Below are 15,620 nucleotides of genomic sequence, written 5' to 3'. Positions count from 1 at the left end.
CTCCTGCTGGGGCCATCCTCGCCGATCAGCCACCCCGCAGGCCATCGAGGCGGTCGACGTAGCCGGTGAGTTCGCCGTAGCCGCGGCCCCGCAGCGACCGCTCGCCGCGGTGGCCCTCGTAGCGGAGCGCCCCCTCCCAGTAGGTGGCCGAAGCCGTGGTCAGCTCCTGATCGGCCATCTGCGGAGCGATCGCCAGCTCCAGGTCCAGCCGTGGAATGGTGAGCGTCCAGGCGGCGGGGTAGGTGGCACCGCTGTGGGGGCTGCGCCAGGTGCGCTTCACCGTGAGCACGTAGTCGTCGGCGCCGAGCTCGCGTTCTTGGTCGCCGTCGATCCAGCGGCCGCCGCTGAAGGGCTCCTTGCCGCCGTCCTCCCGGCGCAGGCCGTAGAGCATCAGGGCGGAGCCGTCCTCGAACTGGGCGGAGAACCAGTCCCAGCCCACGGTGCCGGGGCTGAGGACGCTGGTGGAGAACTCATGGTCCTTCCAGCTGACGCCGTGGACCGCGTAGGTGCGGCCCGCCACCGTGACCGTGCCCTCGGTGGGCTGCTGCACCAGGGAGTAGTAGTGCGAGGCGTTGCCAGCCTCGGGCCCCTTGCGGCTGAGGCCGTTCTGGCCCTGGAGCACCGGAGGCCTGCTCTGGCGGAGGCTCAGGTCGATGGCCATGGCGTCGGTGCCGGCCTGGAGCCGCACCCGATCGGGGCCCTCGGCGCCGATGCGCCAGTCGTTCAGCCAGACCGCGTAGGGATCGGCCTCGGCGCCGGCCAGGCCGAGGGCGCCGCGGGCGAAGCGCTCCTCCTGCAGGAAGGAACCGGCGGCGATGTCGCTGACGGTGAAGTGGGCGGAGAAGACCTGGGGGGTGCGCCAGCGGGAGCCGGAGACCTCGGGAGTGGCCCCGGCGGGCTTGGGTGCGGCTGAGCCATCGGGGGCCAGGGCCTGGCGGAAGACCGTCAGCTGGTAGCCGAACGGGCGACCGTCGTCGCCCTCCAGATTGCCCGTGTAGTACCACCACTCGGTCCGGTAGGCGGGATGGGGGCCGAAGTCGGCGGGGAACTGCCACTCCCGCGGAGTGAAGGCCCGGGCAAATCCTGCGGGCTCCGGCGCCTCCCCCCAGCGGATGCCGCTGCTGGCCCCGGCCGGGGCCGCTCCGGCCAGGCCCAGCAGCAGCACAGCCACCAGGGCCAGCAGGGTGCGCAAGGGATGGCGGTGGTTCATTCCTGCCGCAGGGCCTCACTGATGTTCATGCGGCCGAGGCGCAGGGCCGGGTAGAGACCCGCCAGGAGCGCCGCACCTACCGCGACCAGCAGGGACTGGACGAAGAAGCGGGGCTCCAGGGCGATCTGAAGGGTCCAGCCGAAGGAACGCACATTGATCACATGCACCAGCACCCAGGCGAGCACGTAGCCCAGGGGCATCGAACAGGTCCCGGCCAGCAGACCCATCAGGCCCGTCTCCAGGAGAGTGAGGCGCCCCAGCTGGAGGGGCGTCATGCCGCCGGCCCGCAACACGGCGAACTCCCGGCCCCGCTCCAGCTGCAGGCTCATCAGGGTGCTGAGGATGCCGATGAAGGCCACCAGCACCGTGAGCAACTGCAGGGCTCCGGTGATGGCGAAGGTGCGATCGAAGATCTCCAGTGATCCCTGGCGCAGGGCGCCGTTGGTCTGCACCAGCAGACTCTGGCGGCTGCGGAAGCCCTCCCGCAGCTCGGCGGCCACCGCCTCGGGCTCCACGCCCGGGGCCAGGAACAGCCCCAGGGAGGCGACGTTGTCGTCGTGCCAGAGCTCCGCCACCTGGGAGCGGTCCATCAGCACGCTGCCGCGGTCGGAGGAGTAGTCGTAGAAGACGGCGACCACCGGGAAGCTGCGCACACCGTCAGGGGTTTCGAGCCTGACCTGCTCGGGGATGGCACCCTGCCCATCGCGCAGGTAGACGGCCTCGGAAAGGATCACCCCCTCTCTGGCCGCCAGGGCGGCGAAGGGATCGTCGACACCCGGGCGGACCCAGGCGTAGGGACGCCGGCCGGCGGAGACGTCACCACCGGCCGCGATCAGGGTGATGTCCCGGTCCTGGTCGGCCAGGTGCACGTCGAAGCTGTTGTAAGTGACCATGGCCCGCAGGTCGGGACGCGCGGCGACGGCCTGGACGATGGCGGGATCCACCTTTCCCAGCACCCGATTGGCCGTGGTGCTGGGCGGGGAGACGAACAGATCAGCCTGGAGGGTCTGGTCGAGCCAGGTGACCACCGTCCCCCGGAAGGAGCCGATCATGATCGAGAGCCCCACGATCACCGACACCGCCACCATCAGGGCCGCCACGGCCACCGCGGTGCGGCTTAGGGAGCGCAGGATGTCGCGGGGGGCGAGGCGGGCCACCACACCGAAACCGCCGCCGGCCCTGCCCAGGGCCGCCATGACGACGGCGAGCACGGGCGGCATCAGCAGGGCGGCCCCCATCAGCAGGGCGAACAGGCCGGCGAAGGCGGCCACCAGGCCCCGGCTGTCCCAGCGGAGCAGCAGCACCCCCAGGCCGCCGCTGAGGAAGGCCGCCGGCAGGAACCAGGGCAGCAGCCGCTGCCAGCCGGCCTCGAGGCTGGAGCGCTGCAGGGTCATCTGGGGCGGGGTGGCCATCGCCTCCCAGGCGGGCAGGGCCGAGGCCACCAGGGCCGAAGCCACCCCCACCACCATCCCCTTGGCCAGGGTGAACCCCGAGAGGCTGATCTGCCGCACCGAGACCACGAAGTAGAAGTCGTTGATCGTCTGGGTGATCAGGCCGACGACGGTGCGCCCCAGCACCACCCCCAGCACCAGGCCCAGCAGGGACCCCACCAGGCTGAACAGGGCCGCCTCCCCCAGGATCAGGGTGAACAGCTGGCGCCGGGTCACCCCAAGGCAGCGCAGCACCCCGAACAGGCTGCGGCGCTGCACCACGCTGAAGGTGACCGTGTTGTAGATGAGAAAGATGCCCACCACCATGGCCAGCAGGCTCATGGCGGTGAGATTGAGTTCGAAGGCGGCCGTCATCTGCTGCACGGCGTTGCCGCGCGCCGCCGCCGTCTCCAGCTTCAGCCCTGCGGGCAGCCAGGTGCGGATGGCCTGCTCCTGGGCGGGGCCTTCAAGGATCAGATCGATGTGGCCCAACGCCGGGGCCGCAGGGGCACCGGCGGGGGCGAGCAGGTCCTGGGCGGTGGCGATGTCGACCAGCAGCAGGGTCTCCAGGCCCCGGCGCTCGAGGGCCGACCCACTGCTGACGCTGCCCACCAGCCGCAGGGGCGACGTCCGCCCGCCCAGATCGAGATGGAGGAGGCTGGAGGCGTCGGCGGCACCGGGGTGGAGGCCGAAGCGCTCGGCGGTGTCGGCGGCGATCACGGCCGTACCGAGCTCGGTGAGGAAGGGCACGAAGCCCCTTCCGCCAGCCCCTTTTCCGCCACCCCGACCATCGCCGTCGCCGCCAAGCAGGCCGCGGAAAGGCGCCTCACTGAACAGATCGACCCCCACCAGCCGCATCAGCTCCCCGTCCAGCTCCTCGGCCCGGCCATAGGCCTCGATCACCGGCGCGGCGGGAATCTCCGGGAAGCGGCGGCGCAGGGCGACGAAGGTGGCGTCGGGGACGCCACCGGGACCGATCGCCACCAGGCGATGGGTGGTGCGGCCGGTGATGGCGTCGGTGGAGAGGGAGAAAGCCCGCTGGGCCGAGCCGCTGGCCAGATCGATCGACACCAGCATCGCCACCCCCAGGGCGATGCCCAGGATGCAGAGCAGGTACTGCAGGGGGCGGCGACGCCAGCGCCGGGCCGCGAGGCGCCACAGGGGCCCATTGCGGACCACGGGCGGTGCATCTCCCTGGCTCATGCCGGCACCGCAGCCGCCGGGGCGGACGCTTCGAGCAGGTGGCCCTCCTGCACCCGCAGCACCCGGTCGGCCCGGCCGGCGATGGCCCCGTTGTGGGTGGCCATGATCAGGGTGCGGCCCTGCTGGCGGGTGAGGTCGATCAGCAACTGCAGCACCTGCTCACCGGTGTGTTCGTCGAGGTTGCCGGTGGGCTCGTCGGCCAGGATCAGCAGGGGCTGGTGCAGCAGGGCGCGGGCGATGGCCACGCGCTGCTGCTGGCCGCCGGAGAGACGGTCGGGCCTGGTGGAAGCGCGGTCAGCCAGCCCCACCCGGCCGAGCAGATCGTGGGCGGCCGTCTCCAGGGCCGCCCGGGGCCGGCCGGCCAGCTCGCCGGGCAGGGTGACGTTCTCCAGCACCGAGAGGGTGGGGATGAGATTGAAAAACTGGAAGATGAAGCCGATGTGGTCGCGGCGGAACAGGGTGCGGTCGCGCTCGTCGAGGGCCGTGAGGTCCACCCCGCCGATCGCCACGCAGCCGGAGGAGGGGGTGTCGATGCCGCCGATCAGGTGCAGCAGGGTGCTCTTGCCGCTGCCGCTCTGGCCCAGCAGGACCACGAACTGGCCGGGGGCGATGGTCAGGTCGACGGCCTGCAGCACTGTGCGCTCGCTCTCGCCCTCCTGGAATCGCTTGCTGAGCCCCCGCAGTTCGATCGCGGAGGCCGGGGATGCATCAGGCATTCAGCCAACGGCCTGGCGGCCACCACCACAGGAGCCGGACCAAGGTAGGGAGGCCGCGTTGCTCACCGGGAGCCGGCGCTGAACCAGCGGGCCAGGGCCGACACGTCCTCGTCGCCATGGCCCGCCGCGATCAGGTCGTCCTCCATCACGGCCACCTGGCGCGCCACCGGCAGCTCCAGGCCAGCGGCGGCGGCGGCGCCCAGGGCGATCGCCAGATCCTTGCGATGCAGCCGGAGGCGGAAGCCGAGCGGGAACTCGCTCCGCAGCATCGAACCGCCGCGATGCTCCAGGGCCCAGGAACCGGCGGCTCCGCCGAGCAGCGCCTGCCGCACCTCCTCCATGGGCAGCCCGAGGCGCTGCCCCAGGGCCAGGGCCTCCGCCACCGCCGCGTAGCAGCCCGCCACCAGCACCTGGTTGACGGCCTTGGCCTCCTGGCCGGCCCCCACCGGGCCGATCGCCGTGATCGTGCGGCCCACGGCCTCCAGCAGCGGCCGGGCCCGCTCCAGGTCGGCGACCGCTCCCCCCACCAGCACCGAGAGGGTGCCCGCCCGGGCGCCCTCGGTGCCCCCGGTGACCGGCGCATCCAGGTAAGCCACACCGCGAGCGGCCAGGGCGGCGGCCATGGCCCTCGACGTCTGCGGCGCGATGGTGGAGACATCCACCACCAGGGCCCCGGGCGCCAGACCGGCCAGGGCGGCGACGGCACTCTCGCCCCCCTCCCCCAGCAGCACCGCCGCCACCGCCGCGTCGTCGCTCAGGCAGAGCACCAGCACAGCGGCGCCCTGGGCCGCCGCCGCCGGTGTGGCCGCGCGACGGGCCCCGGCGGCGGCCAGGGGCAGCTCCCGGTCCCGGTGGCGGTTGTGGACCGTGAGCGGGAAGCCCTGGGCCAGCAGGTTGCAAGCCATCGGAGCGCCGAGGGCCCCCAGGCCGATGAAACCGATGGGTAAGGCCACGGGGCGTCGTCAGACGTTGAACAGGAACTCCATCACATCCCCCTCGGCCACCACGTACTCCTTGCCCTCGCTGCGCAGCCAGCCCCGGTTGCGGGCCTCGGCCAGGGTGCCGGCCTCCAGCAGCTGGGCGTAGGCGATGGTCTGGGCCCGGATGAAGCCCCGCTCGAAATCGGTGTGGATCACCCCGGCCGCCTGGGGGGCGGTCATGCCGGCGGTGATCGTCCAGGCTCGGGTCTCCTTCTCGCCGGTGGTGAAGTACGTGCGCAGGCCCAGGAGGCGGTAGGTGGCGCGGATCAGGCTCTGCAGGCCGCCCTCGCTCACCCCCAGGCCAGCCAGGTAGTCGGCGCGCTCCTCGGCCGCCAGATCCACCAGCTCGGCCTCCACCTGGGCGGAGATGCGCACCGCTTCGGCCCCCTCCCGGGCGGCCAGGGCCTCGACGGCGGCCACCCAGGCATTGCCTTCCGCCAGGTCATCCTCGCTGACGTTGGTGGCATAGATGATCGGCTTGCCGGTCAGCAGGCCCAGGTTGCGGACCAGGGCCTGCTCCTCCTCGGTCAGGGTCACCCGCCGCACGGCGCCGCCCTGCTCCAGTTCCGCCTGCAGCCGGGCCAGGGCGCCGTCCTCCGCGGCGGCCTCCTTGCTGGTGCGCATCTGTTTCTTGAGCCGCTCACGCCGCTTCTCGATCTGGGCCAGATCCGCCAGCCCCAGCTCCAGGTTGATCACCTCGGCGTCCCGCACCGGGTCGACGCTGCCGGAGACGTGGATCACGTCATCGTCCTCGAAGCAGCGCACCACGTGGACGATGGCATCCACCTCGCGGATGTTGGCCAGGAACTTGTTGCCGAGCCCCTCCCCCTGGCTCGCCCCCTGCACCAGTCCGGCGATGTCCACGAATTCCACCCGGGTCGGCACGATCTCCTTGGAACTGGAGAGATCGGAGAGCTTCTGGAGGCGCTCATCGGGCACCGCCACCACCCCCACATTGGGCTCGATGGTGCAGAAGGGGAAATTGGCCGCCTGGGCCTGGGCGTTGGCCACCAGGGCGTTGAAGAGGGTCGACTTGCCCACGTTGGGCAGCCCGACGATTCCGGCTTTGAGCATGGGGGAAATGTAGGGGGCGCCCGGACGGGGCCCTTCGGTCACCCGCCATCCACAACCCTCGCGCAGACAGGCGAAACTGTCGGCAGCGATCCGCCGGCCCATTCCCGCCATCACCCCCCTGCCGCCGGCCCCCGCCCCCACCCGGGACGCGCCCCCGCCCCTGTCCGGGCCTCCGAAGGGCCGGCGCCGCGGCCGCCGCCGCCGCCTCTGGATCGGCCTGGCTGTGGGCCTGGCCGTGCTCGCCACCGCCGGTCTCTGGCAGCGCCAGCGTCTGCAGGCGGGCCGCGACCTGGCCCCCTTCACCGTGGTGGCCCGCGAAGGATCCCTGCCCGGGGTGATCACCGCCAGCGGCGAGCTCGATGCCGTCAAGCGGGTGAATGTCAGTCCCAAGCGGCAGGGGGTGCTGCTCGAGCTGATGGTCGACGAGGGTGACACCGTGCGCAGGGGCCAGCCCCTGGCCCTGATGGATGACGGCGACCTGCGCGACCGGCTGATGGAACTGCAGGCCAACGTGCAGTCGGCGGAGTCGGAGCAGCGCCGCAGCGACAGCGAACTGCGCCGCAACGAACCCCTGTTCCGCCAGGGGGCGATCAGCCTCGACACCATGAATCGCTTCCGTTCGGAGGCGGAGGTGCGGCGCCTGGCCACCGCCGCCGCCCGGCAACGGCTCAGGCAGCGCATGGTGGAGAAGGACGAACTGATCGTGCGGGCCCCCTTCGATGGGGTGATCAGCCAGCGCTACGCCGAACCGGGGGCCTTCGTCACCCCCACCACCACCGCGTCGGCCACCGCCGGCGCCACCAGCTCCTCGATCGTGGAGCTCTCCGAAGGGCTGGAGGTGGTCGCCAAGGTGCCCGAGAGCGACATCGGCCGGCTGCGGGTGGGCCTGCCCGCCAGCGTGCGCGTCGATGCCTTCCCCGACCGTCGCTTCCAGGCCAGGGTGCGCCAGATCGCCCCGCGGGCGGTGAAGACCAACAACGTCACCTCCTTCGAGGTGAAGCTGCAGCTGACCGATCCGGCCCCGGAACTGCGCATCGGCATGACCGCCGACATCGACTTTCAGACCGGCACCCTGCAGGCCCGGACCGTCGTGCCCACCGTCGCCATCGTCACCGAGGACGGCCGGCCGGGGGTGCTGCTGGTGGGCAAGGGGCAGGAGCCCACCTTCCAGCCCGTGGAGCTGGGGGCCAGCAGCGGCAAGGACACCCAGATCCTCTCGGGCCTGGAGAGCGGCACCCGGGTGTTCATCGACCTGCCCCCCTGGGCCAAGAAGCGCCCCTAGGCGGCCACCAGGCCCAGGTAGCGGCCGGTCGCCTCCACGATCCGGCCGCTGGCCGCCCCGTCACCGAAGGGATTGTGGGCCTGGGCCATGGCCCCGTAGGCCTCCGGGTCCTCCAGGAGCCGGCTGGCTTCGCTGAGGATCGCCTCGCTGTCGGTGCCGATCAGCTTGGCCGTGCCCGCCGCCACCGCCTCCGGCCGCTCGGTGGTGCGGCGCAGCACCAGCACGGGCTTGCCCAGGGCCGGGGCCTCCTCCTGCAGACCGCCCGAATCAGTGAGCAGCAGCGTGCAGCCCCGCATCGCCGCCACCAGGCGGTCGTAGTCGAGCGGCTCGGTGAGGAAGGCGCGGGGATGGGAGCCGAGCAGGGCCTGCAGGGGCTCCCGCACCGTGGGATTGCGGTGCAGCGGCAGCAGCAGGGCGGTGTCGGGGAAGCGCTCCAGCAGGGCGAGGAAGCCGCGGCCGATGTCCTGGAGGCGCTCCCCCCAGTTCTCGCGGCGGTGCACGGTGGCCAGCAGCACCCGCTGGTTCTGCCAGTCGAGGCCGGGCAGGTCCCAGTCGGGGGCGGAACGGGCCATCAGCAGCAGGGCATCGATGACCGTGTTGCCGGTGGTGAGGATCTCGCCCACCACCCCCGAGGCCCTCAGGTTCGCCGCCGACTGCGGGGTGGGGGCGAAGTGGAGGCGGGCCAGCTGGGAGATCAGGCGGCGGTTGGCCTCCTCGGGGAAGGGATCGAGCAGGTCGTCGGTGCGCAGCCCGGCCTCCACATGGCCGACGGGGATCTGCTCGTAGAACGCAGCCAGGGCGCTGGCGAAGGCGGTGGTGGTGTCGCCCTGCACGAGCACGAGATCGGGGCGGTGCTCCTCGAACTCCTGCTTCAGTCCCTGCAGCGCCGCGCAGGTGACGTGGGTGAGGGTCTGCTTCGGGGCCATCAGGGCCAGATCATGGTCGGCGGTGAGGCCGAACAGGTGCATCACCTGGGTGACCATCTCGCGGTGCTGCCCCGTGAGGACGACGCGGGTGCGGAAGTCCTGCGATCGCTGGAAGGCCAGGATCACCGGAGCCAGCTTGATGGCCTCGGGGCGCGTGCCCAGAACGATGCTGATCAGAGGCTGTGGGGACACGGGTCGACGCAGATGAAACGATCCTAGGCAGCCTGGGTTCATCGCTCCCCGACCAGGCAGGGCGCCGTCGCGGACGCAGTCCGCAGATGCAAATCGGCCCCTAGGATCCGCTGGGAGCGACACAGCCTTCGGCGGATTCGCCCAAACCTCGGCGGATTCGCCCAACGGAATCCACCAGCGGGACCGCCCCGCGCTCCAGCCGCGTTCCTCCATGTCCCACCCGCCACCACCTCCGCCCCCCGTGGGCGTTCAGCCAAGGGCCTCCCTTTTCGCTGAGGTGATGCCCATGTCGGCCGATGGTGGATCCCCACCGACGCTGGAGCAGATCGTTCGCGTGGCCTTCGAACGCAACTTTTCCGACATCCACCTCGGCGTCGGGGAGGAGCCCAGGTTCCGCAGCCGCGGCGACATGATCCTGGCCGGTCTGGGGGTGACCGACGGCAACACCTTCCGCGACTGGCTGCGGGAGATCCTGGAGCCGGCCCAGATCGATCGTTTCTTCCAGCAGAAGGAATACGACGGCTCGTACGCCTTCGGTTTCGTGCGGGTGCGGATCAACCTGCTCGAATCCCTGCAGGGGCCGGCGATGGTGCTGCGGCTGATTCCCCAGGCCATTCCCACCATCGACGAGCTCAACCTGCCGCCGGTGCTCAAGGATCTGGCCCAGCGGCCCAAGGGCATGCTGCTGGTCACCGGGCCGACGGGATCCGGCAAGAGCACCACCCTGGCGGCGGTCATCGACCACATCAATCGCACGATGAAGCGCCACATCCTCACCATCGAGGATCCGGTCGAATTCGTGCATCAGAGCCGCCAGTCCCTGATCCGCCAGCGGGAACTGGGCAGCCATACCCGCCACTTCAAGACGGCCCTGCGCGCCGCCCTTCGGGAAGATCCCGACGTGATCCTGGTGGGGGAGATCCGCGACCAGGACACCCTCACCACGGCCATCGAAGCCTCCCAGACCGGGCACCTGCTGCTGGGCACCCTGCACACCAATTCGGCGGTGCGCTCCGTCGAGCGGATGCTGGGCATGTATCCCCCCGACGAACAGGACATCGTCCGGCGTTCGGTGGCCGATTCGCTGCTGGGGGTGATCTCCCAGGGTCTGATCAAGACGGTGGATGGCAAAAGGGCGTCGTACCACGACGTCTTCATCAACACCGATGCCTGCAAGGACTACATCCTGCGGGCCAATCTCGATGAGATCGAAGCCATCATGGCCCGCAGCGGCTTCGACGGCATGATCACATCCAATCAATACCTGGCGAACCTGGTATCCGCCGGCAGAGTGCATCCTGAGGACGCTCTCGCCGCCAGCCTCAGGCCCAGCGAACTGGCTCAGACGCTGAGGGGACGGACCTGAGTCTCGAAGCGACGGAAGCCGGCCGGGCTCAGCCTCCGGCCAAGCGGACGAGCAGCAGGACACCCAATCCGACCGACAGGCCGAGCATGGCCAGGCGGCCATTCCAGATCTCGGCCTGGGGAGTGAATCCCCGTCTCCAGGCGTTGAGCTCCTGCTGGGACACGGGTTCCGTGTCGCTGAGAGAAGATTCGACCTGCTCGAGGGGCAGGGGATTCGCGGGGGCCATGGGGCCGAACCTGAAGCGACTTCCCCACCATAGGGGTATCAAAAGGGGGGTTGTGGCGCATAGAGCACGCCGGCCTGCTCCAGGGGAAGCCGGGCCGCCACCCCCAGGCTGATCACGCTGCGCCCCCCCGCCTCCAGCCGCTCGATCGCCGCCAGGCCCACCATGGCGGCGTTGTCGGTGCAGTAAGCCAGGGGCGCGACGCGCCAGGAGAGACCGCGGGCGGCGGTGGCCTCCCCCATCAGGCGGCGCAGGCGCCGATTGGCGGCGACGCCCCCCACCAGCACCACCGTCTCCAGGCCCGCTTCGACGGCGCAGCGGCAGCTGCGCTCCACCAGCACCTCGGCCACCCCCTGCTCGAAGCTCGCCGCCAGGTCGGCCACCGGCAGGGGAGCGCCCTCACCGGCAAGCCGCTGCACCTGGCGCAGCACCGCCGTCTTGAGGCCGCTGAAGCTGAAGTCGTAGGGGTGAAAGCCCCCCTCGGGAAGGGAGACCCTCCCCTTGGGAAAGCGGAAGCGACCGGGGTCACCCTCGGCCGCCGCCGCCTCGATCGCGGGCCCCCCCGGATAGCCAAGCCCGAGCAGCCGAGCCACCTTGTCGAAGCATTCGCCGGCCGCATCGTCGCGGCTGCGGCCCAGGCGGGTATAGGCCCCGGGGCCATCGACGCGGATCAACTCGGTGTGGCCGCCGCTTACCAGCAGCACGAGGTAAGGACCCGACGGCAGGGGATCGCCCAGGTGCACCGAGCACAGGTGCCCCTCCAGGTGGTGCACCCCCAGGAAGGGCTTGCCATGCAGCCGCGCCAGGGTGCGGGCCGTGACCGACCCCACCAGCAGGGCCCCGGCCAGGCCGGGGGCGACCGTGGCGGCGACGGCATCGAGGTCGGCCATGGCCAGACCGCTCTCCTCCAGCACCCGGGCGATCAGGGCCGGCAGGGCCTCCACGTGGCGGCGCGAGGCGATCTCCGGCACCACGCCGCCCCAGCGGGCGTGCTCCTCCATCTGGGAGGCCACGGCCCCCGCCAGCACCCGCCGACCGGCCACGATCGCCGCCGCCGACTCGTCACAACTTGTTTCGAGGGCCAGAACCGTGCGCATGCTCCCGGAAGAGCTCCCCTACTGTCCGCACGAGCCATCCTGCCCCGCGGCAGTTCCCCCGCGGCCCCTCTCCATGCGCCGTCTTCTCTCCAGTCGTTCCTTCGCCATCCGGGCCTTCGCCCTGGTGGCGTCCGTGTTCCTGCTCTTCGGCTTCGCCCCCTCGGCCCGGGCCGACATCGGCGGACTCACCCCCTGCAGCGAGACCCCCCGCTTCCAGCAGCGCGCCGCCGCTGCCACCACGGACCAGGCCAAGGCCCGCTTCGCCTATTACGGCCAGGCCCTGTGTGGCACCGATGGCCTGCCCCACCTGATCACGGACGGCCGCTGGAGCCACGCTGGTGACTTCACGATCCCTGGCCTGCTGTTCCTGTACATCGCCGGCACGATCGGCTGGGCCGGCCGTGGCTACCTGATCGCCATCCGCGGCAGCAAGGACGCCACCATGCGCGAGATCCAGATCGATCTGCCCCTGGCCTTCAAAACCACCCTGGCGGCGGCCGTCTGGCCCCTGGCGGCCCTCAAGGAGTTCACCAGCGGCGCCATGGTGGAATCCGACTCCAAAGTGACCGTTTCCCCCCGCTGATTCCAACAGCCATGAAAAAATTCCTCACCACTGCTCCCGTCGTGGCCGCCGTCTGGTTCACCCTGACCGCCGGCATCACGATCGAGGTCTTCCGCTTCTTCCCCGATCTGATCATCCACCCCCTCTGAAGCCTTTAACAGGTTCATCAATTCCAGAAGCGGCCCTTGTCGGGGCCGCTTTTTTCATGGCGGCTCTTCCCTGGCCGGGGTCTCAGACGGCGTCGCAGAATCCCAGCAGGAGCTCCAGTTCCCTGAGGGCCGCGTCAAGGTCTGCATTCACCAGGACGGCATCGAACTCCGCCTCAGCCGTGAGTTCCTGGCGTGCCCGCGCCAGCCGCCGCCCGATGGCCTCCTCGCTGTCGGTGCCGCGGCCGCGGATGCGGCGCTCCAGTTCCTCGAAGCTGGGCGGCTTGATCAGCAGCTGAAAGGCCGCCGGAAAGGTGCGACGCACCTGGCGGGCCCCCTCCAGCTCGATCTCCAGCAGCACCGGCCGCCCCTGGGCGAGTTGGGCCTCCACCGGAGCGCGGGGGGTGCCGTAGAGGTGGCCCGCGAACTCGGCCCACTCCAGGAAGCCCCCGCCGGCCACCTGCGCCTCGAAGTCGGGGCGTGACAGGAAGAAGTAGTGCTGCCCGTCGATCTCTCCGGGCCGGGGCGTGCGGGTGGTGGCCGACACCGACAGCCACAGGGCGGGGTGCCGCTGCAGCAGCCCGGCCACCAGGGTCCCCTTGCCCACCCCGCTGGGGCCGGTGATCACCGTGAGCCGGCCACTGGTGGGGAGGGAGTCCATGGATCGCTGGCGCTGGGGCGCACAGTAGGGGTGGACCGCATCTGAGGCGACAGAGGAGGCGATGGCACCATCCCCGTCCATCCAGGCCATGGATGTGACCAGCCTGCGCGCCGTGCTGACTGAAATGCGCCGCGGCCTGCTGCCCAGTCGCTTCGAGAAGGCCCAGCAGCCCGATGCCCACCGGCTGCAGCTCGGCCTGCGCTGCCTGCAGGGAACCCGCTGGCTGGAGCTGAGCTGGCTGGCGGAAGCCCCGCGTCTGCTGGTGGTCGCGCCGCCCCTGAAGCAGGGGGAGGGCAGCACCCTGGCCCAGCAGCTGCAGCACGGCCTGCGGGGGCTGGCCCTGGTGAGCCTGGAGCAGCAGGGCTGGGAGCGCGTGGTGACCCTGGGCTTCGCCCCCAGGCCCGGCGAGCCGGTCCGGAGGCAGCTGGTGCTGGAGCTGATGGGGCGCCACAGCAACCTGTTCCTGCTCGACGAAGACCAGCGGGTGATCGCCCTGGCCCGCCAGGTGCGCCAGGACCGGTCGCGGCTGCGGCCGATCGGTACCGGCGACCCCTACCAGCCGCCCCCGCCCATGGCCGGCGAACCGCCCCGACTGGAGGAGGAGGTCGCCTCCTGGCGCCGGCGCCTGGGCCTGCTGCCCCAGACGATCGGCGAGGCCCTGATGGGTGCCTACCAGGGGGTGGGCCCGGCCCTGGCCCGCCAGCTGGCCCAGGACGGGCTGGCCCGGCCCGTGCAGAGCCTGGAGGCGGAGGCATGGCAACGGCTCTGGCAGCGCTGGCGGCTCTGGCTGGAGACGGTGGCCGAGGAGCACTTCCAGCTGGGCTGGGGCGGACCGAGCGACTACCGCTGCTGGGACCCCGAAGGAGCGCCGACCGCCGACGACGATGACGATGACGACTGGGCGATCAACCGGGGGCTGGCGGGCTACTACGCCGATCGCCTGGGGCGCCGGGAGCTGGAGCAGCGGCGAGCGAGCCTGCGGCAGCGGCTGTTGAACGCCGCGGCCCGGGAGCGCCGCAACGCTGAGCAGCAGCAGAGCCTGCTGGAGGCCGTGCCCGGCAGCGAGGCGATGCAGCGCCAGGCGGACGGCCTGCTCAGTCTGCCCTCGCCCTCACGGGAGGAGATCGACGAAGCCCAGCGGCTGTACCGCCGGGCCCGCAAGCTGCGCCGTTCCGTCGCCGCGATCACCCCGCGGCTGGAGCTGCACCAGCAGCGGCTGGCCGCCATCGAAGCCAGCCTCACCTTCCTGGAGCAGGCGGAGAACGGGGCCCAGCTGGCCGCCGTGGAGGAGGACCTCCCCGCCCTGCTGCCCGACCGCGACGGCCAGGGGCCGGGGCCGTCCCGGCGGGTGCGGCGGGGGGCGGCCCGGGGTGCTCCGGCCCCGCTGGAACTGCGCAGCAGCGGTGGCCTGCGGCTGCAGGTGGGTCGCAACCACCGCCAGAACGAATGGATCAGCCTGCAGCAGGCCCGGCGCGGCGACCTGTGGTTCCATGCCCAGGAGTGTCCGGGCAGCCACGTGGTGCTCAAAGGCTCGGAAGGCACCCCCGGCGACGCGGACCTGCGGGAGGCGGCCGACCTGGCGGCCCACTTCAGCCGCGGCCGGGCCAACGGCCGGATGCCGGTGGTGATGGTGCCGACCACAGACCTGCAGCGCATCGCCGGCGCCGGCCCCGGCACGGTGCGCCACCGGGGGGGCGAGGTGCTGTGGGCGGTGCCCGAGCGGGCCGCTGGCCTGCTGGCCGAGCCCCCTAGGCTGCCGGGAACGGAACAGCCATGAGCGACCCCATCCCCGAGGACATTTTCCCCGGCGAGTTCCCCGGCGAGGTGCACATGAGCCTGGTGGAGCACCTCGAGGAGCTCCGCCGGCGCGTGCTCCGCAGCCTGCTGGCGGTGGTGGTCGGTGCCGCCGCCTGCCTGCTGGCGGTGCGGCCCCTGGTGCGGCTGCTGGAGGTGCCGGCCGAGGGGATCCGCTTCCTGCAGCTGGCGCCGGGCGAATTCCTGTTCGTGTCGCTGAAGGTGGCCGGCTATGCGGGGCTCACCCTGGCCCTGCCGTACGTGATCTTCGAAGTCCTGGCCTTCGTGCTGCCGGGGCTGACCCGGCGGGAGCGGCGGCTGGTGGCCCCCGCCGTCGCCGGCTCGACGGTGCTGTTCGCCGCCGGTCTGGCCTTCGCCTGGTGGGCCCTGGTGCCGGCCGCCCTGCGCTTCCTGGTCTCCTACGGCGCCGACGTGGTGGAGCCGATCTGGTCGATCGAGCGGTACCTCGACTTCGTGCTGCTGCTGATGGTGGCCACGGCCCTGGCCTTCCAGCTGCCGGTGCTGCAGCTGCTCCTGGGAGCCCTGGGGCTGATCGACTGGCGGACGATGCTGGGCGCCTGGCGCTGGGTGGTGCTGGTGGCGGCCCTGGCCGGGGCGGTTCTGACCCCCTCCACCGACCCGATCACGATGCTGCTGCTCACCGGCGCGATCACGGCGCTCTACCTGCTGGGGGTGGCCCTGGTGGCCCTGGCCGAAGGACTGCGCCCCTCCCCGTCCCCCTCCGCCTGAACGGCCGG

At 71.6% G+C, this 15,620-nt stretch carries 15 protein-coding genes; 6 read left to right on the top strand and 9 right to left on the bottom strand.

Annotated elements, in window-relative coordinates:
- Positions 1-25: 25 nt before the first annotated feature.
- From VB738_RS07445 to ychF, 5 genes are all read right to left on the bottom strand, one after another.
- The gene (locus tag VB738_RS07445; RefSeq protein ID WP_323305134.1) at positions 26-1,210 is read right to left on the bottom strand and encodes a lipocalin-like domain-containing protein; all 1,185 of its coding nucleotides are present in this window, start codon (positions 1,208-1,210) and stop codon (positions 26-28) included.
- The gene (locus VB738_RS07440) at positions 1,207-3,843 is read right to left on the bottom strand and encodes an ABC transporter permease (RefSeq protein ID WP_323305133.1); all 2,637 of its coding nucleotides are present in this window, start codon (positions 3,841-3,843) and stop codon (positions 1,207-1,209) included. Before VB738_RS07440 ends, VB738_RS07445 begins: the two co-directional genes overlap by 4 nt.
- Positions 3,840-4,559 carry an ABC transporter ATP-binding protein gene (locus VB738_RS07435; RefSeq protein WP_323305132.1) on the bottom strand — a complete coding sequence of 240 codons (720 nt, stop codon included), beginning with the start codon at positions 4,557-4,559 and terminating at the stop codon, positions 3,840-3,842. Before VB738_RS07435 ends, VB738_RS07440 begins: the two co-directional genes overlap by 4 nt.
- A 62-nt stretch (positions 4,560-4,621) precedes the next feature.
- On the bottom strand, positions 4,622-5,512 hold the full coding sequence (locus VB738_RS07430; protein WP_323305131.1) for an NAD(P)-dependent oxidoreductase: 891 nt from the start codon (positions 5,510-5,512) through the stop codon (positions 4,622-4,624).
- 9 nt (positions 5,513-5,521) lie between these two features.
- Positions 5,522-6,613: a redox-regulated ATPase YchF gene (ychF, locus tag VB738_RS07425; protein WP_323305130.1), complete on the bottom strand. Its 1,092-nt coding sequence runs from the start codon at positions 6,611-6,613 to the stop codon at positions 5,522-5,524.
- Positions 6,614-6,836: 223 nt separating this feature from the next.
- On the opposite strand from ychF, the gene VB738_RS07420 reads away from it, so the two are divergent.
- Positions 6,837-7,895 carry an efflux RND transporter periplasmic adaptor subunit gene (locus VB738_RS07420; RefSeq protein ID WP_323305129.1) on the top strand — a complete coding sequence of 353 codons (1,059 nt, stop codon included), beginning with the start codon at positions 6,837-6,839 and terminating at the stop codon, positions 7,893-7,895.
- On the opposite strand, the gene wecB is transcribed toward VB738_RS07420, so the two are convergent.
- Positions 7,892-9,055, bottom strand: coding sequence for a non-hydrolyzing UDP-N-acetylglucosamine 2-epimerase (wecB, locus tag VB738_RS07415; protein ID WP_323305128.1), 1,164 nt, complete (start codon positions 9,053-9,055; stop codon positions 7,892-7,894). The two genes, VB738_RS07420 and wecB, sit on opposite strands and share 4 nt — an antisense overlap.
- Before the next feature lie 238 nt (positions 9,056-9,293).
- Between wecB and VB738_RS07410 the strand changes: the two genes are divergently transcribed.
- Positions 9,294-10,379: a type IV pilus twitching motility protein PilT gene (locus tag VB738_RS07410; RefSeq protein ID WP_416233159.1), complete on the top strand. Its 1,086-nt coding sequence runs from the start codon at positions 9,294-9,296 to the stop codon at positions 10,377-10,379.
- 28 nt (positions 10,380-10,407) lie between these two features.
- Here the strand turns inward: VB738_RS07410 and VB738_RS07405 are convergent, their stop codons facing one another.
- Entirely contained in the window at positions 10,408-10,605 is a 198-nt protein-coding gene (locus VB738_RS07405) for a high light inducible protein (protein WP_323305126.1), read from the bottom strand.
- Between the two features lie 38 nt (positions 10,606-10,643).
- Positions 10,644-11,699, bottom strand: coding sequence for a tRNA (adenosine(37)-N6)-threonylcarbamoyltransferase complex transferase subunit TsaD (tsaD, locus tag VB738_RS07400; RefSeq protein ID WP_323305125.1), 1,056 nt, complete (start codon positions 11,697-11,699; stop codon positions 10,644-10,646).
- Between the two features lie 73 nt (positions 11,700-11,772).
- Here tsaD and VB738_RS07395 point away from each other — a divergent pair, with 73 nt between their 5' ends.
- Complete coding sequence (locus VB738_RS07395; RefSeq protein WP_323305124.1) at positions 11,773-12,282, top strand: Photosystem I reaction center subunit III; 510 nt, start codon at positions 11,773-11,775, stop codon at positions 12,280-12,282.
- A gap of 11 nt (positions 12,283-12,293) precedes the next feature.
- The gene (psaJ, locus tag VB738_RS07390) at positions 12,294-12,410 is read left to right on the top strand and encodes a photosystem I reaction center subunit IX (RefSeq protein WP_015110760.1); all 117 of its coding nucleotides are present in this window, start codon (positions 12,294-12,296) and stop codon (positions 12,408-12,410) included.
- Between the two features lie 82 nt (positions 12,411-12,492).
- On the opposite strand, the gene gmk is transcribed toward psaJ, so the two are convergent.
- Positions 12,493-13,068 carry a guanylate kinase gene (gmk, locus tag VB738_RS07385; protein ID WP_323305123.1) on the bottom strand — a complete coding sequence of 192 codons (576 nt, stop codon included), beginning with the start codon at positions 13,066-13,068 and terminating at the stop codon, positions 12,493-12,495.
- A gap of 61 nt (positions 13,069-13,129) precedes the next feature.
- On the opposite strand from gmk, the gene VB738_RS07380 reads away from it, so the two are divergent.
- Positions 13,130-14,845: an Rqc2 family fibronectin-binding protein gene (locus VB738_RS07380; RefSeq protein WP_323305122.1), complete on the top strand. Its 1,716-nt coding sequence runs from the start codon at positions 13,130-13,132 to the stop codon at positions 14,843-14,845.
- Positions 14,842-15,612 carry a twin-arginine translocase subunit TatC gene (gene tatC, locus VB738_RS07375; protein ID WP_323305121.1) on the top strand — a complete coding sequence of 257 codons (771 nt, stop codon included), beginning with the start codon at positions 14,842-14,844 and terminating at the stop codon, positions 15,610-15,612. Before VB738_RS07380 ends, tatC begins: the two co-directional genes overlap by 4 nt.
- Positions 15,613-15,620 lie beyond the last annotated feature (8 nt).

The sequence above is a fragment of the Cyanobium gracile UHCC 0139 genome, assembly GCF_034931325.1.
GTDB lineage: Bacteria > Cyanobacteriota > Cyanobacteriia > PCC-6307 > Cyanobiaceae > Cyanobium > Cyanobium gracile_B.
This window is presented reverse-complemented; position numbering and strand designations above follow the sequence as displayed.

What these genes read in the sequence shown, in the direction of transcription:
- VB738_RS07440 (WP_323305133.1), bottom strand. Translation starts at nt 3,843, where the DNA reads ATGAGCCAGGGAGATGCACCGCCCGTGGTCCGCAATGGGCCCCTGTGG.
- gmk (WP_323305123.1), bottom strand. Translation starts at nt 13,068, where the DNA reads ATGGACTCCCTCCCCACCAGTGGCCGGCTCACGGTGATCACCGGCCCC.
- ychF (WP_323305130.1), bottom strand. Translation starts at nt 6,613, where the DNA reads ATGCTCAAAGCCGGAATCGTCGGGCTGCCCAACGTGGGCAAGTCGACC.
- VB738_RS07395 (WP_323305124.1), top strand. Translation starts at nt 11,773, where the DNA reads ATGCGCCGTCTTCTCTCCAGTCGTTCCTTCGCCATCCGGGCCTTCGCC.
- VB738_RS07380 (WP_323305122.1), top strand. Translation starts at nt 13,130, where the DNA reads ATGGCACCATCCCCGTCCATCCAGGCCATGGATGTGACCAGCCTGCGC.
- tatC (WP_323305121.1), top strand. Translation starts at nt 14,842, where the DNA reads ATGAGCGACCCCATCCCCGAGGACATTTTCCCCGGCGAGTTCCCCGGC.
- psaJ (WP_015110760.1), top strand. Translation starts at nt 12,294, where the DNA reads ATGAAAAAATTCCTCACCACTGCTCCCGTCGTGGCCGCCGTCTGGTTC.
- tsaD (WP_323305125.1), bottom strand. Translation starts at nt 11,699, where the DNA reads ATGCGCACGGTTCTGGCCCTCGAAACAAGTTGTGACGAGTCGGCGGCG.
- wecB (WP_323305128.1), bottom strand. Translation starts at nt 9,055, where the DNA reads ATGAACCCAGGCTGCCTAGGATCGTTTCATCTGCGTCGACCCGTGTCC.
- VB738_RS07445 (WP_323305134.1), bottom strand. Translation starts at nt 1,210, where the DNA reads ATGAACCACCGCCATCCCTTGCGCACCCTGCTGGCCCTGGTGGCTGTG.
- VB738_RS07410 (WP_416233159.1), top strand. Translation starts at nt 9,294, where the DNA reads ATGCCCATGTCGGCCGATGGTGGATCCCCACCGACGCTGGAGCAGATC.
- VB738_RS07405 (WP_323305126.1), bottom strand. Translation starts at nt 10,605, where the DNA reads ATGGCCCCCGCGAATCCCCTGCCCCTCGAGCAGGTCGAATCTTCTCTC.
- VB738_RS07435 (WP_323305132.1), bottom strand. Translation starts at nt 4,559, where the DNA reads ATGCCTGATGCATCCCCGGCCTCCGCGATCGAACTGCGGGGGCTCAGC.